Genomic DNA, 25252 nt, shown 5'->3' with positions numbered 1-25252 from the left:
GAGAAGGAATTTTGAAGTGAAGAAAGTTGTTAAAGCAAAAAATTTAATTGCATTTCGTATTTGGTTAGAAAAGTTAGGTTATTCGGTTAAAAACCTAGCCGATGGCAAAGGTTTTACATTTAGCTTTAAAAAGGAATATGGGCTAGTGACTTGTGATTTATCGGGTAACTCTTTGGCAGTTCAGCTCGGCGAAGAGTTTGAGGATCATCTAAAAGCGTAAATGACAGATGTGTTGATTCTATAAATTTTTCTAATCATTTTATAGTTTTGAAGAATTCTAAACCCCATGTGCCGTAACGCGCACATGGGGCTTTCTTGTTTTATATGTGTTTTATCTATAATTGTGCTGAATATATGCTGAGGGATCTCTTGTATTATTTATTAGCATGGTGTATAAAAAATACTCAATACAATAAATTACAATATAAAGGTGGGGGCACATGAGAACATTAGAATTTGCTTTAGTTTCATCTACCGTATTTACGTTGATTATTATGGTTTATTTGTTTGGGCAACTGGCTTACAAATAATCCGCTATAAAGCTGAAAACGAACGATTAAAAAACCGATCATTTATGATCGGTTTTTTAATTTGATTCAATATGCTGTCAATGCATTGGCGGTCTATTTTTATTGAGTCATCAATCCCATAAAAATCGCGATAAAAATCATTAGCCCTACCCAGCGATTGTGTCGAAATGCCCAGAAGCACCATTGTGGATCTTTGGTTCTGGTTTTGGTCCATTGATAAATAAAATCGGCAGCGACAATCAGCAATCCAATGATGCCCCACGGAAAAAGTAAGTCTTTCATGAATAAAGCCAGACCAATCAAAACTAAACTACTGATCTGTAATAAAGAAATAATGACGATATCGTATCGACCAAATAAAATCGCGGTCGATTTCACACCAATTTTCAGATCATATTCGCGATCGGTAATCGCATATTGTGTATCGTAGGCAACCGTCCATGCCAAATTACCAAAATACAATAACCAACAAACCAGATCTGGTGTTTGGCCTGCAGCGGTGTAAGCCATCGGAATAGACCACGAAAAGGCTGCTCCTAAAAACACTTGCGGTAAGTGTGTATAGCGCTTCATAAAAGGATAAATGAACGCGAGAAACAATGCGCCAAACGACCAGTAAAACGTATTTAATGGCAAAAACAGCAATAGGCAGGCACTTGCAGCGACCAAAAATAAAAACACCCAAATGGCTTCTATCGGCTGAATCACACCCGTTGCCAGCGGACGCGTTTTGGTTCTGGCCACGTGTCCATCTACTTTACGGTCGGCAAAATCATTAATTGCACAGCCTGCTGCTCGCATAAACAATACACCTAAAGACATTAAAAGCAGGATTTTTAAATTGGGTACCCCTGCACTTGCAATCCATAGTGCCCACATGGTGGGCCAAAATACCAGCTCAGTTCCAATAGGCTTATCAAAACGGCACAGATAATAATATGCTGTAAGTCGTTCTCGCCAGGTGATCGATTGTACGGATGCCATATCTATCCTTAAATGCGATGATGTTGTAAGTACGCTTCAAATGAAGGCAGAAAAGTTTCTTGGACAATAAATTTGCAACCGTGCCACGTATAACAGCTTTGCCGAGTCCAGCCCTCATTTAAACGTATGATCCGCCGCTCACACTCAGGCGTGGTTCGCTGAAATAAAAATCGGCCGATCGGTTGTTTACCAATATGTTTAAAAATACGGGCTTTTTTTTGCAAGCTTAAAATGGGGAATATACTTTTGGCCTGAACCCATGGCTGTGCTTCACATCCATAGAGTAAGCTTTCACGCACCCAAGCAATATGTGCCGCTGGCATTTTCATCCATTGACTGTCTATACGAGACATCTGCCGATAACGCTCCGATATAGGTTTCACTGAAAAGGCACCGTGTGCAAGATCGGTCAATTGCTGGGTCAGTGAGCCTGATGCACATAACCATTTTTTTAATTCTGGCGTTAAATCATCATTGTATCTCTGATTTAATTGGTTTTTCTGCATGTGCAATCCACTACATTCACAAACTATAGTGTAACCGAAATCGGGCAAAGTTAAACGCTTTGAGCAAGGGTGCGATTCGGCTTTGTTGTTCTATGTTTATTAATTCTTTTTCATTGTCGCTATTTTGAGTTATCATAGATGCCGTTTAGTGATTAGACCGATTATGGTTAGGCATGATGAACGATAAATTAAAATTTATTCTGCTCTACGGTGGTATTTTCTGGGGCAGTGGCTTTACTTTTCTGACGCTGATTCATCGTTATATTTTTATTGATCCAACTTTACCTGAAGCAAGCCTGATCGGTATGTATATCAGCTTGTGCTTTGTGGCAGGTTTGATCTGGGGTATCTGCGTATATCGCGGCATTGAAAAAAGCATTTCTTAATACGTATAAAAGAATTCATTTGGATTGTTGATAACTCAACAAATCGCCAATAAAAAAGCCTGCAACTTGCAGGCTTTTTTATATGAGACGTATTACAAGCTGTAATACATATCAAATTCAACTGGGTGAGTGGTCGTGTTAAGACGACGTACATCTTCAGTTTTAAGTTCGATATATGCATCAAGCATTTCTTTAGTAAACACGCCGCCTTTTAACAAGAACTCGTGGTCAGCTTGAAGCGCTTCAAGTGCCATATCTAGGCTGTGTGCAACTGTAGGAATTTTTGCTTCTTCTTCAGGAGGAAGATCGTACAAGTTCTTATCAGCAGCTTCGCCCGGATGGATCTTGTTTTGAATACCGTCGATACCCGCCATCAACAATGCAGCGAAACCGAGGTACGGGTTCATCATTGGATCTGGGAAACGTGCTTCGATACGCTTGCCTTTCGGACTAGAAACGTAAGGAATACGGATAGAAGCAGAACGGTTACGCGCTGAGTAAGCAAGCATAATCGGTGCTTCATAGTGTGGAACCAAACGCTTATAAGAGTTTGTAGATGGGTTTGTGATTGCATTCAAAGCACGCGCATGCTTGATGATACCACCGATGAAGTACAACGCCATTTCTGAAAGGCCTGCATATTCATCACCAGCAAACAAGTTCTTGCCATCTTTAGAGATTGACATGTGAACGTGCATACCAGAACCGTTATCGCCAACCATTGGTTTAGGCATAAAGGTTGCAGTTTTAGCGTATTGGTGCGCAACGTTGTGAACAGCATATTTAAACTGTTGTACTTCGTCTGCTTTACGAACCATAGTGTTGAAGCTTACACCAATTTCTAACTGGCAAGATGCAACTTCGTGGTGGTGTACTTCTACACGACCAGGCCCCATGATTTCTTCGATTTTGTTACACATCTCAGCACGCATATCATGCGAAGAATCTACTGGAGGAACTGGGAAGTAACCGCCTTTTACACGTGGACGGTGGCCAGAGTTACCAGACTCGTAATCTTTACCAGTTGACCATGCAGCTTCTTCAGCAATCAATGTATGGCGCGCGCCAGACATGTCGATTTCCCATTTTACTTCGTCAAAAACGAAGAATTCAGGTTCTGGGCCAAAGAATGCAGTATCACCGATACCAGTTGATTTTAAATATTCTTCTGCACGACGAGCAATCGAACGTGGATCACGCTCGTAACCTTGACCAGTAGATGGCTCAATAACGTCACAAGTTACAACAACAGTTGGTTCGGCAAAGAACGGATCGATAAAACCAGTTTCTGCATCTGGACGTAAGATCATGTCTGATGCTTCAATGCCTTTCCAACCTGCAATTGAAGAACCGTCGAACATTTTACCGTCTTCAAATGTATCTTCATCAATTGAATCAGCTGGGTAAGTAACGTGCTGCTCTTTCCCTTTTGTATCCGTAAAGCGAAAATCGACCCATTTTGCGCCACTTTCTTGTATGAGTTTAAGGACCTTGTTCGCCATGCTCATTTTGCTCCAATGAAGTATTATTGCACTTGTGAAGTGCGTGTTAGTCGTTGGCAGTTATTAAGCAAATCTCGTACCAACTTTAAAAAACACATCTAATTGTTTGAATTTTAATTCAAATTAGATACGCGTCCAGCTACCTGTTTGAACCATTATACTGTTTGCGTTTTGAATTGCACCATATTCAAACATTTTTGAGGCATGCTTTTCACAAAACCCACAAATAGCATCAAAATAGTGCAATTTTAAATAATTGGCTTAATCCAGTGCATAATTTGCGCGATGCAGTGGTGATGTCGATGCACTTTTTATACACTACGCCAGATTTATTCAATAATTTTGACATCATGACCCGCAGCAAAGCCAATTTTATCGGTATTACCTCTATCATGATCTGGGCATGTATGGTCAGTGGCGTGAAAATGATCACTGAACAGTTGGGTGCTATTTTGGGTGTTGCACTAATTTATAGCATCAGTGCGTTGTGCGTGGCGTTTATAGATAGGAAATACCTATGGCAAACATTGCCTCGACGTTACCTGCTAATCTGTGGCAGTTGCTTCGTACTTTATGAAGTTTTATTTTTGTGCTCAATCGGTTTATCCAAAACACGTGAGGAAGCGCTTATTCTGGCCATGATCAATTATTTATGGCCATGTTTCACCTTGTTTTTGTCATATCTACTCGGACAGCTTAACTTTAAAGCGCCAGCCTTTGCCGGTTTGATCCTTTCTATTTTAGGGCTGCTCTTGATTGTCAATCCGAGCATTGTTTCGGCTGAGGGCTTCATTCAAACACTTTCAAATAATCCACTGGCTTATACACTGGCCTTTTGTGGCGCAATTTTATGGTCCTTGTATTGTGTTTTCACGCCACGTTATGCCCAAGGTAAAAATGGAATCGCCTTATTTTTTTGCCTGACCAGTGTGGCCTTATGGCTGTTATTTTGTCTGAGTGATCAAGCATGGCAAACGCCAAGTGTAAGCATGAGCCTCATGATTATTGTGATTGGCGCTTTGGTTGGAATTGCTTATAAAAACTGGAATCAGAGCTTACAGTTTGGAAATATCCAATTGTTGTTATTGGCTTCTTATTTTACGCCTATTTTGTCAAGTTTAATGAGCAGTCTTATCTTGCATACCTTACCTAGCTGGAGCTTCTGGCTCGGAACGCTCGGTGTTAGCTTCGGTGCAATGTTAAGTTGGAAGTTTAGTACCTCAAACAAGATGCTGTAATCAATTATCTTGATTGTAGTTTTCTATATCTACTCTTAATACCCCTCACCTAAGCCAATGATTGTTGACAAGTTCAATGGATTGTTACTCGCAAACTTTAGAATTTCTGCTAAAGTAGCCACTTCATTTAGTGGTTTTATTTTTAAGTGAAGATCTTAAATAAGTGACCTGAAATGGTCATTTTAAAAGGCTAAATCAATATCTAACTAATTTTCAATAGGTTGCGTTTAAAATGCTACTCATGATCGACAATTACGACTCCTTTACGTATAACATCGTCCAATATTTTGGCGAGTTAAATCAAGACGTTAAAGTGGTTCGCAATGACCAAGTCACTCTTGAGGACATTGAACGATGGCAGCCGAAGTATTTGGTGGTGGGTCCTGGCCCTTGTTCTCCAACTGAAGCAGGAATTTCAATTCCTGCCATTCATCACTTTGCCGGCAAAATTCCATTGCTCGGTGTGTGTTTGGGGCATCAAGCAATTGGACAAGCCTTTGGTGGACAGGTCATTCGCGCGAAAACCGTGATGCATGGTCGTTTGTCGGATATGTATCATTCTGATAAGGGAATCTTTAGCAACCTGCCTTCACCATTTTCTGCGACACGCTATCACTCTTTGGTGATCGAACAGGAGACCTTGCCTGAGTGTCTGGAAGTGACCTGCTGGACCAATCAGAACGATGGTTCAATCGAAGAAATCATGGGTGTAAAGCATAAGACACTGCCTGTAGAAGGTGTGCAGTTTCACCCAGAATCCATTTTGAGCCAGCACGGACACCAAATCTTCAAGAATTTTTTAGAGATTTATGCATAAATGAATATTCAACAAGCATTAAACCACATTACCAAAAACATTCATTTGACTCAGCCGCAAATGGAAGATGTGATGCGCAGCATCATGCAAGGTGAAGCGACAGACGCACAAATTGGTGCGCTGATGATGGGCCTTCGCATGAAAGGTGAAAGCATTGATGAAATTACTGCCGCTGCACGCGTCATGCGTGAACTGGCCATTAAAATTGATGTCAGTGATATCCCACATTTGGTCGATATCGTGGGAACAGGTGGAGATGGTCAAAATCTGTTTAATGTCTCGACTGCTTCAAGTTTCGTCATTGCAGCAGCAGGCGCAACCATTGCCAAACATGGTAACCGTGGTGTATCAAGCAAATCTGGCTCTTCAGATTTGCTTGAACAGGCTGGAATTAATCTTGATTTAGATATGCAGCAAACTGAGCGATGCATCCGTGAAATGGGTGTGGGTTTTCTATTTGCTCCCAATCATCATAAAGCCATGAAATACGCAGTTGCGCCTCGCCGTGAATTGGGCATACGAAGTATTTTCAACCTTCTTGGCCCGCTTACGAATCCGGCTGGGGTAAAGCGCTTTGTGCTTGGGGTATTTTCAGATGAATTGTGCCGTCCGATTGCTGAGGTGATGAGACAACTCGGTGCCGAGCATGTGATGGTGGTGCATTCTAAAGATGGCCTAGATGAAATCAGCCTGGCCTCGGCAACTCATGTGGCTGAACTTAAAAACAATGAAATCACCGAATGGGTTTTAAACCCCGAAGATGTGGGGATTCCCTCACAAACGCTATCGGGTTTGATTGTGGCCGATTCGAGTGAAAGCCTCAAGCTGATTAAAGACGCACTTGGGCGTAACAAATCTGACCTCGGCGAAAAAGCAGCCAATATGATTGCATTAAACGCAGGTGCTGGCATCTATGTTTCTGGCTTAAGTACCAGTTACAAGCAAGGTGTGGCCTTGGCACATGATATTATTTATGGGGGTCAGGCCCTCGAAAAAATGAGTATTTTGTCTGAGTTTACCAAAGCACTCAAACACTATTCAAACACGTGAGGTTATCCAAAATGATTCAAATTCAAAATACCATCTTGGGTAAAATTGTCGATCGCAAACATGAAGAACTTGCGGCGCGTTTACAGCAACGTAGCCTTCAAGATATCGAAGCGCTGGCACAAGCGGCCTCACCTGTGCGTGGCTTTGCACGTGCATTAAATGCTAAGCGCCCTGGCGTGATTGCTGAAATTAAAAAAGCATCACCCTCCAAAGGTGTGATTCGAGCCGACTTTAACCCTGCTGAAATTGCAGCGCAATATGAGCAGGCGGGTGCAGCGTGCTTGTCGGTATTGACCGATGTCGATTTCTTTCAAGGTCATGATGACAATATCGCGATTGCGCGCAACAATTGTCAGCTACCTGCACTGCGTAAAGACTTTTTGGTCGATCCATATAATGTGATTGAAGCACGTGCCCTCCATGCCGACTGTATTTTGCTGATTGTGGCATGCTTGTCTGATCAGCAACTCGAAGAGATGTCAAAAACAGCATTTGAGTATAATCTAGATGTATTGGTTGAAGTACATGATGAAGAAGAACTTGAGCGTGCGCTCAGACTTTCCGAAAAATGTATTCTTGGCGTCAACAATCGTAATTTGAAAACCTTCGATGTAGACTTAAACACCAGTTTACGCTTGAAGCGTTTACTTGATCCGTCACGTTTATTGGTAACCGAAAGTGGTATCGCCACTCCGGCCGATATTGCAATGATGCAGGAACATGATATTCATGCGTTCTTGGTGGGTGAAAGTTTTATGAAACAACCTCGACCTGATCAGGCCTTTACTGCATTGTTTGGCCACCCTGCTACGATTTAAAACGAGTCCTATGAGTAATAAAGATTCTGCGCTGTCTAAAGAACAGCAAAAATTATTAAAGCAGTTTAAAAAGCAGATCAGTCAGCCGCATTCACACGCCATTGAAAATCGTAGTGAGCATGCAAAAAACAGTGCCGATCAGCCAGTGGATCGTGAGGCTGAAGAGCTAGATTTGTTTAAAAAAGCGCTGCAAGGTGTCAAGCCGATTGATCATGGCAATGTTGCAGATATCAAACCCAAGCGCAGCAAAAAAGTAGATGCTCAGATTTTAGCAAAACGGGCGGCGGCTGAAGGTGCGATCGAAAGTGAACTCGCTGAGCTTTCGGATACGCAGGCGGCATTAAATCCTGTCGCAAGCCAAGCCAGTTTGAGTTATCGCATTGCGACGCTACAGCATAAAGTCTTTGAAGACCTAAAAGCTGGAAAAATGCGCTGGTTTGAAGCAGTCGATCTGCACGGCTGTACTGTTGAACAAGCGCGTGCTGCGGTCTTGCAAATTATTCAGATGGCCAAGACCGAAAACCAAAACGTGATTAAGATCGTGCATGGTAAAGGGCCAGAAGCCATTTTGAAGACTTACGTGAATGGTTGGCTGCGCCAGCACCGTGATGTTCTGGCTTTTGTGAGTGCCCCAGAAAATCAGGGGGGTACAGGCGCTGTTTTGGTCTTGCTCAAACGTGCTGAGAAAAATCCAAAATATGAAACCAAGAAATGATGCGACAGCATCATTTCTTTTGATCGAAGATTTGAAGTAGCTCCGCCACTACCGAAACGGCGATGATGGCAGGTTGCTTCGAACTAATACCTGTAATACCAATTGGACAGACCAAACGCTGTAATTGGGTCTGCTCATAGCCCCTCGCCTGCATACGTTTTTCAAAAATGGCACGTTTACTTTTAGAGCCAATCATTCCGACATAAGCAAAGCGTGATTGTGAAGATTTAAGCGCTTCCATGCACAACTGCAAATCTTGCTGATGATCATGAGTCAAAATCAGGATTGCACCTTGCGGATCAAACCGCGCAATTTCCGCCTCTGGTACATCAGTACAAACACAATTGACCTGTTTGAGTAAATCTGGCGGAAAAATATTGTCACGGCTATCGACCCATGTCACTTGCACCCCGATTGGTTGTAAACACCGTACGATCGCCTCCCCGACATGTCCTGCACCAAATAACAAAACCTCCAGGGCATAGGGTTGAACACACTGCTGCCAGCGCCAACCGGTTTCACCTGTTTCAAAAATAGCGATAGATGGCACCTGTGCTGGACTCACTTGCCAGGTCGAATGCCCATTTTCATGTACTTGCCGCTCGATAGGTTGCCCTGATTGCCACGCAGCATAAGCAGATGCCAGCATTGAAGCATGCTCTCGTGGCTGGAGTTTTTCAAACAGCAACCACATCACACCGCCACAACACTGCCCCAGCCGTGCACTTAAATTGAAACGTTCGACAAAAAGCGTTCGCTTATCGGTACCTTTCAGCATGGCCTGCGCAATATCGAAGGCCTGAAACTCAAGATGCCCACCACCGATGGTATCAGACTGGTAAACCTGATCGTCGCGCAAGCCGAGCAGCATCGTTGCACCCACTTCACGCGGAGTGGATCCGTCAGCACGAACCACGGTCACCAAAACCACGGGCGATGATTCAGCACAACCATGTAGTGAAACGTGTGCCAAATCATGCCACCACTGTAAATGTTGTTGCATGGCTTATTTCAAACGCGGTTGAGGACGTTCTGCAAGCGCTTGACCGCGACCAATTGCAATTGCGCGTAAGATTTCTTCGGCTGTGGCCGGCGCATTAAGTACCAGTGGCGCATCCTTTGGAATGGTCGACTGCACAGCTTGCCGAATGGCAGAAAACACTGAAAGCCCGAGCATAAACGGCGGCTCACCAACCGCTTTTGAACGGTAAATGGTATCGGCCTCGTTGCTGTTATCAAACAGTTTCACATGAAATACCGGCGGTATATCCAGACTGGTCGGGATTTTATAGGTTGACGGTGCATGCGTGAACAAACGGCCTGCATGCGGCCCTTGAGGTTGCCAGCACAGCTCTTCTGTGGTCAGCCAGCCCATACCTTGTATAAAGCCACCTTCAATTTGACCAATATCGATTGCAGGATTAATCGAACGGCCGACATCATGCAAAATATCTGCACGAAGTACTTTCATTTCGCCAGTTAAAGTATCAATCGCAACTTCGCTCGCCGCTGCCCCGTAGGCATAATAAAAGAACGGTCGGCCTAAATGATTGACCTGATCATAGTGAATTTCAGGCGTCTTATAAAATCCACTGTCCCAGAGTTGTACGCGGGCCATATAAGCACGATGCACCAGTTCATCAAATGGCCAAGACAAACCGCTTTGCGTGCTCACGGTATTATTTTCAAAATGTACAGTCGATGCTTCTGTCTGGCTGATTTCGGCAGCTAACTGGCTTAAGCGCTCACGAATCTTGATACAGGCATTTTGTATAGCTTTACCGTTTAGGTCTGCACCACTCGATGCAGCAGTGGCTGAGGTATTTGGTACACGCGACGTATCGGTGGCAATTAAACGCACTTTTTCAATCGATAGTCCAAGTTCATGTGCAGCGACCTGACGTACTTTGGTATATAAGCCCTGCCCCATCTCAGTACCGCCATGAGTAATGGCCACTGTTCCATCCATGTACACATAAACCAAGGCACCCGCCTGATTGTAATGCACCGCATTGAATGAAATACCAAACATCAGCGGAGTCAATGCCAGACCGCGTTTGATGATGCTGTTGTCACGATTGAACTGCTCAATTTCGGCTTTTCGCTCGAAATAACGACTTGAAACCAGTAGCTCTTCGACAATTTTTGGTGCGACATTGTCTCGCACTTCGGCACCGTAATGCATACGGTCACGGCCTTGCCCCGGTTTTTCCGCAAAAAAATTCTTTTGACGAATATGTACCGGATCGCAGTTTAAATAGCGGGCAATATCATCAAGGATATTTTCAATCACAAACATGCCCTGCGGGCCACCAAAGCCACGATACGCCGTATTTGAAACGGTATTGGTTTTGCAGCGTAGGTTACGAATTTGCACCGCATTTAAATAATAGGCATTTCCAAGATGACAAATGGCTCGCTCGTTGACTGGGCCAGATAAATCGGCAGAAAAGCCACAATTGGATGCCAATTGAACTTTAAGACCATGCAACAAACCGTCCTGATCGAAGGCCACCGACCACTCATAGGCAAAACCGTGACGTTTGCCGGTTGACGTCATGTCGTCGTCACGGTCTAAACGTAGCTTACACGGACGGCCCGAGTGCTGCGCTGCCAAGGAGGCAATGCAGGCCCACTGCGCCGACTGCGATTCTTTACCACCAAAACCACCACCCATACGGCGTGCTTCAACACTGACCTGATGCATATGTAGGCCCAGTGCATGGCAAATCAACAGTTGCATTTCGGTCGGATGCTGTGTGGAGCAATAAACTTTTAAGCTCTGATCTTCCAAAGGCACTGCATAAGAGATCTGCCCTTCGAGATAAAAATGCTCTTGCCCACCCAAATCGATTGAACCACTTAATTGATGAGGTGCATGCTCAAACGCGGCATCGACCTCACCATGCGAAAACTCGACGGGTGGCAACACCCAAGATTGCTGCTCGATTGCATCTTGAATACTTAAAATAGGGGTTTCTGCGGCGTACTCAATTTTGGCTAAACGTACTGCTTGGCGAGCATGCTGATAGGTATCGGCAGCCACCACAAACAAGGCTTGACCATAAAACTCCACTTCTCCATCGGCAAAAATAGGATCATCTTTGACAATTGGCCCCCAGTTGTTTTCGATCTGGATGTCTGCTGCGGTATACACTGCGTATACGCCCTGTGCAGCGCGTACAGCCTCTAGGTCAAATGCTGTGATCTTGCCTTTGGCACATTTTGAAAAGCCGACGGCCAAGTGCAAGGTATTTGCAAGTTCGGGCATATCATCGATATACACCGCCTCACCCGTCACGTGCAAATGAGCACTTTCATGCGCAATAGACTGTCCTGCTTTGGCAGAACGCTGACGAGGATTCAGGTCAATTGAATGATTCATCTTTTATGCCTCCACCATCGTAATCAGATTATCGATACGCGTGATCGATTGTGGATGAATATGTTCAACAAAAAAACGTTCTAAACAGTTCTTTGCCACTTGCAAACGATACGCAGCGCTGGCACGCCCGTCATTCAATGGCTGGTAGTCTTGCTCCATGGCTACTTGTGCCTCACGCAGTAAAGCCATATCAAAAGGCTGACCAAGTAAAACCGCTTCGGTATGAACAGCACGTTTTGGAATCGCCGCCATTCCACCAAAAGCGATTTTGATGGATTGCACCACATGATACTCATCGAGCTCGCAACTGAGTGCAGCACATACAGCAGAAATATCCTGCTCAAAACGCTTGGAAATTTTATATGTGGCCACTTTAAGCGTTGAATCTTTAGCACGTAAAGGCACTAAGATGGCTTCTACAAATTCGCCTTGTTGAATGTCAGTTTTTTGATAATCCAGATAAAAGTCTTCTAATGCTATTTCACGTGTTTGCTGGCCACAGCGTAAGCGCAGACGCGTATTTAAAGTCATTAGCACAGGCATGGAATCGCCAATTGGTGAGCCATTGGCAATATTTCCACCTAGGGTACCCGCATTTTTAATAGGCATCGAAGCAAAGCGGCGCTGTAATTCGGCCAGTTCTGGATAAATAGTAGAAATATGAGTTAGGGCATCGGTTAAGGTGACATTTGCACCAATACAGAGCTGATCCTCTTGAAGATTGACATGTTTTAGTGCTTCAACCTGCCCAATATAGAGCATATCGCCCAATTGACGACCTTGTTTGGTCACCCACAGCCCCACATCGGTACTGCCTGCCACTAAACGAGCCTGCGGATATTGCACGCGCAAATCAGCAAATGCATCTAAGCTTTTCGGTGCAAAAAACTGCGCGGACGCATGACGAAACTCAAGTGCTGGTAACTGCTGTAGCTGTTTGAGTACCTCAATAATGTTTTGGCGTGCTAAACGGATGGTTGGGTAATCATAGGCTTTTTGTGCAGCATCCAAAATTGGGCGATAGCCCGTGCAGCGGCACAAATTGCCAGATAAATAGTCATGAACAGTCTCTTTAGATGGCGCATTCGGCTCATTTTCATACATGGCCCAAAGCGACATAATAAAGCCCGGCGTACAAAAGCCACACTGTGAGCCATGTAATTCGACCATGGCCTGCTGAACCGGATGTAAGGACTGATCTTCAGACATCGACAACTGTTTTAAATCTTCTACGGTAAATAACGCTTTGCCGTCTAATGTGGGTAAAAACTGAATACAGGCATTAACGCTACGTAACTGCAACTGCTGATTGACCAGCTCACCAATGACCACCGTACATGCACCACAATCGCCCTCGGCACAGCCTTCTTTGGTGCCGGTTTGACGACCCTGTTGAGCCAATCCATGTTCACGTAAAAACTGCAGAACCGTCATGACAGGTGAAACACCTTGGACCTGCTGCGTTTGTCCGCGAAAAAAGAAAGTAATTGGACGTTCCGACATGTTTTATCCTTGAATTTTACATCATGACCTTAAGCATGCTGATAAACAGCAAGTTAAGTGCCATTAAAACGCTATCTTGTTGATCTGAATGGCTTTGAATAATCATTATTTGATTTAGAATATAAACTTAATATCCAAATAAATGACGCCTCACAACGGCCCGATCTCGATAGAAAAAAAGAAACTGTTGTGATCAGGTGTATCACAAAGCGGCCGATAAAACGAGTCGAAAGCGAGGCAAAGCGCTCTGAATTGCACATTTTTTTCATGAAAACGCAGCATCTTTTATGCATCGGCACCAGAAGCGTATAAATATAGCGCGACAAGATATGAACATCTGAGCATGTTCTGATACAATGCCGAGCTTGTTTAGTAAAGTTAAGTCAAAACGTCTTATGTCAATGCAGCAATCCTATGCCAATATCCTGACCGCAGTGGGCGAAGACTTAAATCGTCCTGGGCTTAAAGATACGCCAATCCGCGCTGCCAAGGCATTTTCGTTTTTAACCTCGGGCTATGGCAAAAGTTTGGAAGAAGTGACCAACAACGCCGTATTTCCTTCAGATAATCATGAAATGGTTTTGGTTAAAAATATTGAATTCTATTCTTTATGTGAACACCATTTACTGCCATTCTATGGGCGTGTGCACATTGCATATCTTCCTGAAGGCCAAGTGCTCGGACTTTCTAAATTTGCGCGCATTACAGAAATGTTTGCTCGACGTCTACAAATTCAGGAGAATTTAACCCAGCAAATCGCACAGGCTGTTGAAGAAGTGACCAAAGCACGTGGTGTGGCGGTGATGATTGATTCAGCGCATATGTGCATGATGATGCGAGGTGTAGGCAAGCAAGAATCGACAACACGGACCGTTTCTTTTATTGGCGATTTTAAAACTGACAAGGAAGCAAGACGCGAATTTTTAAGCGCAGTACCTGAAAGCTATTAATGAGCTGACGTTTGATGTGCGTTGAGTGTCTATCTGAGTCAGTGGTATCTTGGGTTAATACATTAACGAAGAGGTAAAAACGTAGTGAAGGTAGATAATTAATGGAATTTTTTGATTTCTTGATTGGATTTGAAAATTATTTACCTATCCTGATCCAAGAATATGGATTGTGGATTTATGCCATCTTATTTTTGATTATTTTTGCAGAAACTGCTTTTATTTTTATGTTCTTTTTGCCCGGTGACAGTCTGTTACTGGCGGTGGGTGCCTTGTGTGCCACCACAGCGATTATGAATCTGGGCTTTATTATTTTCTTGTTATTTCTTGCGGCAACCTTGGGCTATATTGTCAATTATCATATTGGACGCCGAATGGGCGTACGTGTTTTTGAAGTCAAATCCCGCTTTATCAAACATGAATATCTGTTAAAAACGCACGATTACTTTCGTCGCCATGGCGCCATTACCATTTTGATCGCGCGCTTTATTCCATTTGCACGTTCATTTGCACCCTTTGCGGCGGGTTCTAGCGGTATGAATTATACCGTGTTTTCAATTTATAACGTGATTGGTGCATTTATCTGGATTGCGATTTTGGTGACGGCAGGTTATTTGCTGGGCCATACCGTCATGATGATTGGTGATATTGACTAATCAGTGGTTGCTGCACTTGTACTTTATAGTGCAGCAACATGCTTAACGATTTGCGTTTGTTTGATGCTGAGTATGCAACTGCCACGAACCGTTGGCACTGCGCTGACCCAAGATCTTGAGCACAAGCACCAGACTTAATAAGAGTAATAAGTACCACGATCCGAGCTTGCCCCAGCCCACCATATGCCACGCATCGACCTGACTGGGGTAAAGCCAGATCTTATAAAATGTACTGATGTTCTCTGCTATCCAAATGAGAAAGGCCAGCAAAATCAAGACAGGTAACATCGGCAAATTAAACCGTTTTTGATCGAGCTGAAAGCTTAAACGCGTTTTCCAAAACATGACCACACTGACCGCAAAAAGAACGTAGCGGATATCGGGCACAAAAAATTTGGTCATGAAATTCAAATAAGATAACACCGCTAAACCGATCATCAGGCCAAATGTAGGCAACCTTGTGAAAGATACCGAGTACAAGCGTAGCGAACGTGCAAAAAAACTCCCTACCGCAGAGTACATAAAGCCCGCAAACAGCGGAACCGTCCAGAGCCGGAATACTGCGGGCTGTGGATACTGCCATGAAGCAATTGCAGGATGCGTTAGAAATATCTCCATGACCATCGCCATGAGATGAAATAACGCAATCACACGTACTTCTGCCCACGACTCTAACTTGAGGTAAATCAGGCAGATCTGAATAATGACCGCATAAAACAGCAAATAATCATAACGAAAAAAACCGTAGTACTCCCGACTGCCCATGGGCGCAGTGAGCGCAAATGCAATCAAGAGCAATAAACCAAACAAGGCAGCCGAAGCTGCCTTAAATCCAAATAAACACGTGAGTTTGAGTGGGTACACGAGTGGCTTATCCTAAATATTTCGCGCTGTACTCATGTACGGTATCGACAAAGATTTTGGGTTGATCTGGATTGACCCATTGCGTAATACCATGACCAAGATTGGCCACATAGCCAGTTTTTTCACCATTGGCATAGGCATCATCGAGCATGGCTTTCACCGATTTTTGAATACTCTCGGCGTTACCATACAGTACAGCCGGATCGAGATTACCTTGTAAAGCCACCCGCCCTGCCACGGTTTGACGCGCCACATGTAATGGCGTGGTCCAGTCGAGACCTAAAGCATCTGCGCCAGATGCCACCATCGGCTCAAGCCACTGACCGCCGCCTTTAGTGAATATAATCACCGGAACACGACGACCATCATTTTCACGCTTTAGACCAGCCACGATTTTACGCATGTAATTGAGCGAAAACTCATGGTATTCACGATGTGCCAGAGCGCCGCCCCAACTGTCAAAAATCTGAACTGCCTGTGCACCTGCATCGATTTGAGCATTTAAGTAATCAATTACTGCCACGGCTAGTCGGTCGAGTAAGGCATGCAACACTTCTGGCTGCGCATACATCATGTGTTTGGTGTAACGAAAATCCTTACTTGATCCGCCTTCGACCATATAAGTGGCCAATGTCCAAGGGCTGCCAGAAAAACCAATCAACGGCACTTGCCCGCCCAGTGCCGAACGGATGGTTGATACCGCATTCATGACATAGTCTAAATCGGATGCAGCATTGAAATTTGGCAATGCCAGCACATCTTGTTCACTGCGGATGGTTTTTTTAAATTTTGGCCCCTCACCCGCTTCGAAATAAAGCCCAAGCCCCAACGCATCGGGAATGGTAAGAATATCGGAGAATAAAATTGCGGCATCAAGATCGTAGCGACGTAAAGGTTGTAAAGTCACTTCACAAGCAAATTCGGTATTTTTGCACAGCGATAAAAAGTCACCCGCCTGAGCGCGTGTTTGACGATATTCTGGTAAATAACGACCTGCCTGACGCATCATCCAGACTGGCGTGGTATCGACGGGCTCTTGCAATAAAGCACGTAGAAAACGATCATTTTTTAAAGCCGTCATTTACTTTCTCAATCTAAATACTTATCTTGATCGCATAATAACAAAAAGAATTGGCCATGAATAAGGGCAAAATCCGAGAAATTATACAAACACTCGGGAAAGCAGGATTTACACAAAACAAATACTGCATCGCCAATTAATTTCTGTAATACTTGCAATGTTTTATACCCTGAAATATGAATAATTCTTAAGGTTGAAGTGCATGTTTGTTCGCTCTTTACTCGCATTGAGTCTAAGCTGCATCATTAGCGGTACAGTTTTCGCGGCTTCAACGGTTGAGCAACCGTTGCATCCTAAAGTCGTTCGTAGTACAGATTTAGTTCAAGATCCGATTGATCCACTTGCTGTAGATGCATCGACCAAATCTAACAACACAGTCAATTATAAGCCTGTGACTGCTGCGCGTAATGCATCTGCGGCATCGAGCCCGGCTGCTGCTTCTGCACCAGTTGCGGCATCTGCTCCAGATAGCGCACCTATTACAGCGCAAGAAGAAAAAGACCTAAATCAAGCGTCTGCCACGTTACAGCGTCTTGAAAGCACAGAAGATAAGCAAGCCGACACAGGTGCAGCTCCTTCAAGCGCACCAGCGGAAAAAACAGCAGCAAGCAGCAAGACTGCTCAGGCACCCGCAAAAGTGACCTGGACGCTAGACAGTCTCAATAATGCCGACTGGTATGAAAATATTGGCCGTGGTCAGTTCCCAGTCTATGCACGCGCGCAAGTCATGCTAAACAATACTCATGCTTCTCCGGGTGCTATTGATGGTACCAGCGGCATGAATACATTAAAGGCATTGTCTTCGTTTCAACAAATGAACGGTTTAAAAGCCACAGGCGAACTCACCAAAGAAACGTGGGATGCATTACTGGCCAAACAAAACAAACCGGCTTATGTTGAATACACCCTGACTGAAGATGACTTGAAAGGTCCGTATGCGGCGTCTATTCCGCACGATTACGCACAACAAGCCAAAATGAAAGGTTTGTACTATGTACGTGTGACCGAAATGCTGGGTGAAAAATTCCATATGGATGAAGACTTTTTGAAAAAGTTAAATCCAAAGGCAACCTTTAAAAAGGCCGGCGAGAAAATCATTGTGGCGAATGTGCGCAACGATTTACCAGAAGACATTCACTTGATTATTGCGCACAAAGGCGCACGTCAGTTGTATCTCTTTAATAGCCGCAACCAGATGATTGCCTCTTTCCCTGCAACGATTGGTAGTAGCGATACACCGTCACCAGCAGGTACTTACAAAGTGGTGGGTGTGGCACGCAATCCGTGGTATAGCTACTCGCCAAGTAACTTTGTTCAGGGCAATAACTTAAAGCCACTTTCTTTACCACCAGGCCCGAATGGTCCTGTAGGCAACATCTGGATTGGCTTGAGCAAGAAATCATTTGGTATTCATGGTACGCCTAATCCATCTGCTATTTCTAAAACTGCATCTCACGGATGTATCCGTTTAACCAACTGGGATGCCAACGACTTGGGTAACAAGGTGCGTAGTGGTGTAACTGTTCGTTTCTTAGAATAATTTTGCTTCTTAAAAAAGCCTGCACGTGCAGGCTTTTTTTATTTTCGAGATAAAAATAAATTGTCCTATAATTAATGTATGTTTATACGTTGGCATAATACCGTACTAAATTTAGGACAATTTGTTCTGATTCTATGGTTTTTGGCGATATTCAATCTTGTTAATCTACTCACATGAAAGAACGACAATATTTGGGAGATACCGCATGAATGCTTATCTACATCGCAGTGAAAACCGTGGTCATGTCCAAGCTGGTTGGCTAAATACCTATCATAGCTTTTCATTTGGTAGCTGGTACAACCCGAAATATATGGGAGTTGGGCCACTTCGTGTGATTAATGACGATACCATTGCCGCAAATAACGGATTTGGTACTCACCCACATGACAACATGGAAATTCTGACTTATGTCACGCATGGCCGTTTAACGCATCGCGACAGTATGGGCAATGAAGAGTACATCCATGCGGGTGAATGGCAATTGATGAGTGCAGGTACGGGTGTTCAGCACAGTGAAATCAATAACACGGATGAACCGGTACATTTGTTTCAAATCTGGATTCAACCAAATGTCCGTAATGCCGAGCCGAGTTATCAGCAAATCAAGCTTGACCCGCATGCTGCACCGAATCAGTGGCATTTGATTGTAGGCCCAGATGATACTGCACCGATGTTTATTCGTCAGAATGCTGAGGTTAAAGCTGCGGTACTTGAGGCTGGACAATCACTTGAAATTGCGACCACCAAAAAACATAATTTTGTGCATGTGGTATCGGGTCAAATTATGATTGAAGACCAAATTGTAAAAGCGGGTGATGCGCTACTGTTTAATGAAAAAACAGCGATTAACGCGCTTGAAGACAGTGAAATGATTTGGTTTGATTTACCCGCTTGATTGAAGTTGGAACTAAAAAACGCTGTTTCGTAAGAAGCAGCGTTTTTTCTTAATGTGCAAAAACGCCAAAACCATAATCATAGGACCAAGTTGTCACATCATCTCTACTATAAGGTGTTAAGGATATACGGCAGCCTTGTTCATTGGTGATTTGATGCTTGAAACAATAATCTTCCATTTGTTGCGGCGTAAGTGATAACCATGCTTGAGGTTTTGGAGGAATTTCTTCAAACTTCACTTGGTTCCATACCAAACCATATTTTGGATACTTTAAAGTTTTTGTGGCTTTTTCATCAAAACCATACACTTGCTTTTTTACAATTAAGCAATCAGACCACTCAAACACATAAGTTTCTTGATAATTACGATCACGTAAAGGCGTCATCTTATAAATGTTTTCTGTCATGATACTTACATCGACATCTGACCGAGAAAATAACTGTTCTCCTTGATCATTAAAATAGTTTTTACAAAAGTTCTTGATTTGCTCATCATCTAACTTAGCAAATAGACAACTCACTTGATCAAAACGTAATCGAGCATTAATAATTAATTGAGATTGATGATCCCATGGTAAAAGTTCGCTTAAAGTTTGAGATGAATACGTTGAAGTTGCAGATACACCATATCCCTCATAACCAGGATATATAAAGACTGGATGACGTTGTTTGCTTTTCTGCTTTCGTTTTTCGATATCACGTTGCTCGCAATAACGATAATTCCACTCAGGAATCATAATATTGGGCTGATTTACTTTCTCTAATCGATGACGATTCACTCGACCAGCCGTTTGTACAATTGATTGTACGCTTGATGCATCAATAATAGCCCAATCAAAATCATGATCTCGCCCGACTTCTTCCACTGGTGTTGCAATCACAATAAATGGAATATTTAAAGAACTAGATTTTTGAATGAGATCAATAATTTCATCATCTTGCTCGATCTGCTCATTACCAGTTTTTCTTTTTTTTCCATCTTTATGACGAGTCAAAAGCTGATCTAGACGTTGCTCTTTATAAAATCTTGAGATAAGCCAGTCATTTGCATGATAACAAGCGATTTTTGCCTCAGGTAAATGATCTGATAAAAATTGGGCAAGTCGAATTGCATGTTTGATATTCGCTACTCGTATAAGCCCCAAAGAAATTTTCTTTTCGGTCTTTTTAAAATGCCATGCATGCGCTTGATGAAGTTGCTTTACTCCTTCCAATACCGACTGTTTCCAAGATAACACTGTAGTTTCAGGCAATGAAAGCAACTGAGCCAATCGATAAGTAGGTTTATAAAGTAATTGAATTTGCAAGCTATCCAAATGATTTTGGTAGCGAGTCTCAAATTCTGAGTTTTGATTTGACTGCTCTAACCAAACTTGTGGTTTAAGCTCGTTATCAATAATTGCAATGATTGATTTCTTCTCATTTCCATAGAGAGCCGCACGCATTTGCATCCCTGACTCAAACGCCCGATGAATTGTTTTAGCAACTGTCAGTGATAAGGTTGCCGATGAACAAATTACGTTCCGACCGTAGAATGCAGCGAGCTGAACTAAGCGCAATACTGCAATCAATGCTTTAGGCTCATAGCCATCTACCTCATCTAAAATCAAATCACTAGTCATTATTCTAAGTAATGCCTTAACATGATGTCCTTGTTGATGTGGCTCACCTGCTGCAATCAGATAATCAATCGTTGAAACCAGTAATGGCGAAGCCAGAATGGTTGTTTCTTTTTGATCTAAAACTTTGCGTCCATTTTTTTCAATTGTAAATAATGGATGTAGCCAATCTGGTAAATTACAGTCTTCACCCCATGCGTCGAAAATAGGTTCAGGACGATTTTCATCTTCATCAACGAACTCAATTTTTTCTTTACTTTTATCAAATAAAGTCTGTGTGATCGTGTCGCCAATAATCACAGCAATTTCATCATCAGACAGATTCATTGATGTTTTAAGCGCGTGTCCAGTCTGTAAAGTGAGAGAGCGCAAATTAAGCGCAATTGCTAGTCTTGTATCATCTGGCCGTAAAGTGCTAGCAGCACGCAAATTCATACGCGTTTTACCGCTTCCAGTTCCTGCTATGTTGAGTATGAGTGCTGGTGTTTCAGGGTGCTTCTGTATATTTTTTTGCAATGCATTTGCTGCAATGTTCTGCCATTGAAAATGCGAATGAGTGGTGGGCTGACAAATATATTCAACTGTTTGCTCACAAAGCCCTGATAAACTCAAATCAGTCATCATTTGAACTGCAATGCGTGAAGCCCGATCTCCAACTTGGTGTAAATGCCATTCTAGTGGCTGATCTTGTAATTTGGCTTTTTTGTCTTGGTCTATAGTTTTAAGCTTTGTATTTGCAAATAATGTAATATTTTCAGGCTTTTGTACAGAATACTGCTGTGCAGAGACAATATGATCAGCATGAATCAATGCTGCTCGTGAATGCAGTGCTAAAGCTTTCCAATATAAAAGCTGATCTGTTTTTTGTTGTGATAATAATTCAGTTAAACGCTGCATACGTTTTTGATGACTTTTAAAAATAGAGTCTGGCAACTCACCTGCACAGCTCATTTGTTCTAAACTTGGAACTAACGTACGAACATGATTTTCATAATTGGGTAATGCAAGTGGATCATTTTTTAAAGCCTCTTCGACTCCTAATAAACCATGATGAGTAACAACCAAATAATCCACTGCTTCTAATTCGTTTTGAATTCCCTGCTCTATTTCTTGTCGATCACCTAAAGTAAATTTATCTAAACCTTTATCTAAATTTTTCCAAGCAAGCTGCCAGTCCCATCCATTTTTTCTGAGTTGTTGTAATAGTTTTAAAGACAACCATTCATGTCGAATATCATCTCTAATTTTTTGTCCTGCCATTTCTGGGCTTAATTTCTTCTGAAAATGTTGTGATGCCTTACCAATATCATGCATGTCTCCTGCTGCACCCGCCAACAAGCTACTTGCTTTGACCCATTCATCTAGCATCAGTAGTTTTTGCTGTTTTTTAGTTGATGCAACTGGATATGCACCGTCATGGGCAAATTTATGTTTTGCTCCAACAACCCATGCAAGCTTCATTCTGCGTACACCAAAATTAATGTAAGCGGCTACAGCAGTTTGTCGGGTGGCTACCTTTTTTAATGCGCTACGAATTGCTTTTAAGCCGTCCATTGTCATTGGTGCTTGCCAAGACAAATGTCCTGTACGAATAGCATAACTATCCAAAATCGCTCGAGTTTTCTTTAAAGCTCTTTTTTCACAAGCCGAGATGAAAATGACATGCATAGTTTATTGTTAAAGTTCAAATGTAATAAAAATATAATCTTTTGTTTTAAAAAGAGAAAGTTTTGATCAACTTAATACTGTTTTCTAACGACAAAATATGTCGCCTTAAGCATTGGATGGACTTTTATAAATCATCTACACGATGACAAACCATCCACACTCCAGCACACCGTTTATTACCTGTTTCTAAATCATCTATACGATGACAAACTAAAGTTCAAGCAAAATAAAACTCTTAAAAACAATAATATAAAGTTTTAATGAATCAAAAAACCTTAAAAAAAGAATAACGATATAATCTATTGAATTATATTAATTTTCCAGATTTTCAAAAATACAACCTAATCATCTTAGACTAAATATATAGAACATATAATATTTCCCTTCAATTGTATCTACGACTTAATTTGTCGCAGATCTCTGCTTCAACACTTTAATTTTTCAAATAATGTGTTAAAAATTGGCTATATAACAAAAACGGGAAAGATAATGCCTGAACCACAAACTGATATTTTTATAAATGCTTTAGAAGAATCGGTACACTTTAGTTTAAAGACGATTAATTCCAATATTGAAAAAGGTGGAATTCGTTTAAGTAAGAAACAAGCACTTGATTTACCCTATCTGAGCGCTCGAACTTTATTAAATGAAGACTTTCTTATCCCAACCGATTATCAGGCAAATGCAGGTAAAACGGCTTCTATTTTTAAAGTCGTAAAAACAGCTATGATTAATCATGATACTAGTGAAGAAGATTTCGACTTCCAACAGCAAGTTGAACAACTCAAGCCATCCATTTCATCTGTTTTTAATGAGCCCTATCAAACTGGTACAGAAAACATTGATATACGTATGCGTCAGCTTTTAATTCCAAAAAATGGGGAATATGTCTCAGTAAGCCCACTTACTGCTGCAGGTGTTAATTATCTCGTGAATCAAGAAGTTGATGCTGTAAATGAATTACGCAAGGAAAAAGATAGTGAATTTAACCGCATTCAAACTGCTGTTTTTGGTATAGGCGGAGCCAATCCACAAAATGTCGGAAGCCTCGTTCGTTCCATGCAACGCCCTATAACAGTGGACGCTCCTCAAGCAAGTGAAAAAGTACGCCAAGCATTAGCTATTTTCTATAACGGATTTACGATACGACTATCCCGCAAGATAAAACTGCTTAATGGAACTAAACGGGCAAAAGAAGCGATTAAAGAATGGTCAGAAATTTTAAATCGCCAACTTGTTATTACTGCAACGAATACCATTCAAAATTGGCATGACCTCGAGATTTTCGCTCCTTCTACTAATCGGGATGTTCGAGATCAGGAGGTTATTTTCCTGAATATCCTTGCTAAAGATGTATTAAGACAGGCATCTTTTCAAAAAAATATTTTAGAAGAAGCTGAAGCAATTTTACCAACTATAGAAGAGATTGAGCGCCCTTCATTTTGGGTTCATCCGAGCCTTTCGTTTGTTTTACAAGGTTTGATTGACCCAGAGCTAAGAGATGATCACTGGAGAATAAAGTTCTCAGATTATCTGGCTAGAAAAATTACCAATGAAACGTTTGATATAGAAATCAATAATGAAACTGTATCAATTAGCCTAGATAGTAATTCAGAAGGTTATATCGCCCGTCGCTTACGGGAGATTGTTCGTTGAGTCGTTATGTCGTGATTCCACGTATGCAAATACAAAATGCAAATATGCAAACTAATGGTCTGTTATTAGGCGGTGTACCTTTATTTGCAGCCAATATGTTTGCACATCATTTGGCAAGGCAACTTGGTACAACAGATGAAGGCATTATTTATATTCATCATGACCAACAACGTTTAGGTGGGCAAGCCTACGGCCGCTTTACACCTGCTCAACGTCGTGGTGCCGTGTTTATTGGTAAAAAGGACTATTCTTCTAAAAATAAATATGCGTTGTCTTTACAACCAACCGCATCTTGTCATTTAGAGTTTAGCCTTGTAATCAAATTTTCTAGCTCTCGGATTATTCCAGAAAAACTAACAAACATACTTAAACGTAGCCGTTTTGCTGGTGGACAAATTATCGAGTTTTTAGAAATTACGACACATGCCGAAAATGAATTAGAAACAGCCCTAAAGAAAATCAAAACTGGATTTGCCATTTTAGATCGACAAGATTTGCTTATTGAATATCAGCAACGTAAACAAATTAATCGAGTTCAGGCATTTACCCAACTGTTGGCATTAAAAGCAGATGCGCTTAGAACGTTCTTTAATGATCAAAATTTAAGTTGGATATCGGCAACTAATTTGGGTTATGCCCTACTTGAGCCACTCACAGACCAACGAGCTGGTATTCGCCAAGCACAAGATCAAGAAACAACAGCACATGCCTATGCAGAACCACTTACAGGTATCGTTCAATATTTTTCTTTAGGTGAAATTCTGAGAAAAAATACTGAGGCTGAGGATGACACTTGGCATAACTTGCAAAAATTATTGTGGACCTATCACTGGCCACAAGACGACATTTTTCTTTTAAAACAAAATTGCATTCATGCATAACTCATTTTTAAA

General features: G+C 42.2%; 22 protein-coding genes. 13 read left to right on the top strand and 9 right to left on the bottom strand.

What is annotated here, in order from left to right; translation table 11 throughout:
- Positions 1 to 16: 16 nt before the first annotated feature.
- On the top strand, positions 17 to 220 hold the full coding sequence (locus tag ADA42_RS09680) for a hypothetical protein (RefSeq protein WP_004938963.1): 204 nt from the start codon (positions 17 to 19) through the stop codon (positions 218 to 220).
- A 409-nt stretch (positions 221 to 629) separates the two neighbouring features.
- Here ADA42_RS09680 and ubiA read toward each other — a convergent pair whose 3' ends face one another.
- Complete coding sequence (gene ubiA, locus ADA42_RS09675; RefSeq protein WP_004938971.1) at positions 630 to 1514, bottom strand: 4-hydroxybenzoate octaprenyltransferase; 885 nt, start codon at positions 1512 to 1514, stop codon at positions 630 to 632.
- Between the two features lie 8 nt (positions 1515 to 1522).
- The gene (locus ADA42_RS09670; protein WP_025094455.1) at positions 1523 to 2020 is read right to left on the bottom strand and encodes a chorismate--pyruvate lyase family protein; all 498 of its coding nucleotides are present in this window, start codon (positions 2018 to 2020) and stop codon (positions 1523 to 1525) included.
- 176 nt (positions 2021 to 2196) lie between these two features.
- Between ADA42_RS09670 and ADA42_RS09665 the strand changes: the two genes are divergently transcribed.
- Positions 2197 to 2406 carry a hypothetical protein gene (locus ADA42_RS09665; protein WP_241485698.1) on the top strand — a complete coding sequence of 70 codons (210 nt, stop codon included), beginning with the start codon at positions 2197 to 2199 and terminating at the stop codon, positions 2404 to 2406.
- A gap of 92 nt (positions 2407 to 2498) precedes the next feature.
- On the opposite strand, the gene glnA is transcribed toward ADA42_RS09665, so the two are convergent.
- Positions 2499 to 3914 carry a type I glutamate--ammonia ligase gene (glnA, locus tag ADA42_RS09660; protein WP_171063732.1) on the bottom strand — a complete coding sequence of 472 codons (1416 nt, stop codon included), beginning with the start codon at positions 3912 to 3914 and terminating at the stop codon, positions 2499 to 2501.
- A gap of 344 nt (positions 3915 to 4258) precedes the next feature.
- On the opposite strand from glnA, the gene yddG reads away from it, so the two are divergent.
- From yddG to ADA42_RS09635, 5 genes are all read left to right on the top strand, one after another.
- Positions 4259 to 5146 carry an aromatic amino acid DMT transporter YddG gene (gene yddG / locus ADA42_RS09655; RefSeq protein WP_048764922.1) on the top strand — a complete coding sequence of 296 codons (888 nt, stop codon included), beginning with the start codon at positions 4259 to 4261 and terminating at the stop codon, positions 5144 to 5146.
- 232 nt (positions 5147 to 5378) lie between these two features.
- Positions 5379 to 5963: an anthranilate synthase component II gene (locus tag ADA42_RS09650; RefSeq protein WP_004938990.1), complete on the top strand. Its 585-nt coding sequence runs from the start codon at positions 5379 to 5381 to the stop codon at positions 5961 to 5963.
- Positions 5964 to 7013, top strand: coding sequence for an anthranilate phosphoribosyltransferase (trpD, locus tag ADA42_RS09645; RefSeq protein ID WP_004938992.1), 1050 nt, complete (start codon positions 5964 to 5966; stop codon positions 7011 to 7013).
- Positions 7014 to 7024: 11 nt separating this feature from the next.
- Positions 7025 to 7831: an indole-3-glycerol phosphate synthase TrpC gene (gene trpC, locus ADA42_RS09640; RefSeq protein WP_004939003.1), complete on the top strand. Its 807-nt coding sequence runs from the start codon at positions 7025 to 7027 to the stop codon at positions 7829 to 7831.
- 10 nt (positions 7832 to 7841) lie between these two features.
- Positions 7842 to 8546: a Smr/MutS family protein gene (locus ADA42_RS09635; protein WP_048764905.1), complete on the top strand. Its 705-nt coding sequence runs from the start codon at positions 7842 to 7844 to the stop codon at positions 8544 to 8546.
- A gap of 10 nt (positions 8547 to 8556) precedes the next feature.
- Here ADA42_RS09635 and xdhC read toward each other — a convergent pair whose 3' ends face one another.
- Genes xdhC through xdhA form a run of 3 tightly spaced genes read right to left on the bottom strand, consistent with a single transcriptional unit; the run spans position 8557 to position 13434 of the window.
- Positions 8557 to 9549 carry a xanthine dehydrogenase accessory protein XdhC gene (xdhC, locus tag ADA42_RS09630; protein ID WP_048764904.1) on the bottom strand — a complete coding sequence of 331 codons (993 nt, stop codon included), beginning with the start codon at positions 9547 to 9549 and terminating at the stop codon, positions 8557 to 8559.
- A 3-nt stretch (positions 9550 to 9552) separates the two neighbouring features.
- Positions 9553 to 11931, bottom strand: a complete 2379-nt coding sequence (gene xdhB / locus ADA42_RS09625) for a xanthine dehydrogenase molybdopterin binding subunit (protein ID WP_048764902.1) — start codon at positions 11929 to 11931, stop codon at positions 9553 to 9555.
- A 3-nt stretch (positions 11932 to 11934) separates the two neighbouring features.
- A complete protein-coding gene (gene xdhA, locus ADA42_RS09620) occupies positions 11935 to 13434 on the bottom strand; it encodes a xanthine dehydrogenase small subunit (RefSeq protein WP_048764901.1) in 1500 nt (499 codons plus the stop codon).
- Positions 13435 to 13835: 401 nt separating this feature from the next.
- Here xdhA and folE point away from each other — a divergent pair, with 401 nt between their 5' ends.
- Positions 13836 to 14384: a GTP cyclohydrolase I FolE gene (folE, locus tag ADA42_RS09615; RefSeq protein ID WP_206541105.1), complete on the top strand. Its 549-nt coding sequence runs from the start codon at positions 13836 to 13838 to the stop codon at positions 14382 to 14384.
- Between the two features lie 101 nt (positions 14385 to 14485).
- Positions 14486 to 15037, top strand: a complete 552-nt coding sequence (locus ADA42_RS09610; protein ID WP_004939027.1) for a VTT domain-containing protein — start codon at positions 14486 to 14488, stop codon at positions 15035 to 15037.
- 42 nt (positions 15038 to 15079) lie between these two features.
- Here ADA42_RS09610 and ADA42_RS09605 read toward each other — a convergent pair whose 3' ends face one another.
- Entirely contained in the window at positions 15080 to 15901 is an 822-nt protein-coding gene (locus ADA42_RS09605; RefSeq protein WP_004948450.1) for a DUF817 domain-containing protein, read from the bottom strand.
- A gap of 7 nt (positions 15902 to 15908) precedes the next feature.
- Positions 15909 to 16982, bottom strand: a complete 1074-nt coding sequence (hemE, locus tag ADA42_RS09600; RefSeq protein WP_004948452.1) for a uroporphyrinogen decarboxylase — start codon at positions 16980 to 16982, stop codon at positions 15909 to 15911.
- Positions 16983 to 17184: 202 nt separating this feature from the next.
- On the opposite strand from hemE, the gene ADA42_RS09595 reads away from it, so the two are divergent.
- Together ADA42_RS09595 and ADA42_RS09590 are read left to right on the top strand one after the other, a co-directional pair.
- Positions 17185 to 18522, top strand: coding sequence for a L,D-transpeptidase family protein (locus ADA42_RS09595; RefSeq protein WP_004948455.1), 1338 nt, complete (start codon positions 17185 to 17187; stop codon positions 18520 to 18522).
- A 205-nt stretch (positions 18523 to 18727) separates the two neighbouring features.
- Positions 18728 to 19417, top strand: coding sequence for a pirin family protein (locus ADA42_RS09590; protein ID WP_004939041.1), 690 nt, complete (start codon positions 18728 to 18730; stop codon positions 19415 to 19417).
- Between the two features lie 49 nt (positions 19418 to 19466).
- Here the strand turns inward: ADA42_RS09590 and cas3f are convergent, their stop codons facing one another.
- Positions 19467 to 22703: a type I-F CRISPR-associated helicase Cas3f gene (cas3f, locus tag ADA42_RS09585; RefSeq protein ID WP_048764898.1), complete on the bottom strand. Its 3237-nt coding sequence runs from the start codon at positions 22701 to 22703 to the stop codon at positions 19467 to 19469.
- Between the two features lie 489 nt (positions 22704 to 23192).
- Here cas3f and ADA42_RS09580 point away from each other — a divergent pair, with 489 nt between their 5' ends.
- On the top strand, positions 23193 to 24359 hold the full coding sequence (locus tag ADA42_RS09580) for a hypothetical protein (RefSeq protein ID WP_004948461.1): 1167 nt from the start codon (positions 23193 to 23195) through the stop codon (positions 24357 to 24359).
- The gene (gene csy2, locus ADA42_RS09575) at positions 24356 to 25240 is read left to right on the top strand and encodes a type I-F CRISPR-associated protein Csy2 (protein WP_004948466.1); all 885 of its coding nucleotides are present in this window, start codon (positions 24356 to 24358) and stop codon (positions 25238 to 25240) included. Before ADA42_RS09580 ends, csy2 begins: the two co-directional genes overlap by 4 nt.
- Positions 25241 to 25252: the final 12 nt, after the last annotated feature.

It is taken from the genome of Acinetobacter sp. 243_ASPC, assembly GCF_001054715.1.
GTDB classification, from domain to species: Bacteria; Pseudomonadota; Gammaproteobacteria; order Pseudomonadales; family Moraxellaceae; genus Acinetobacter; species Acinetobacter soli.
Note: the sequence above shows the minus strand (reverse complement) of the source record. Positions and strands in the feature narration are given on the sequence as shown.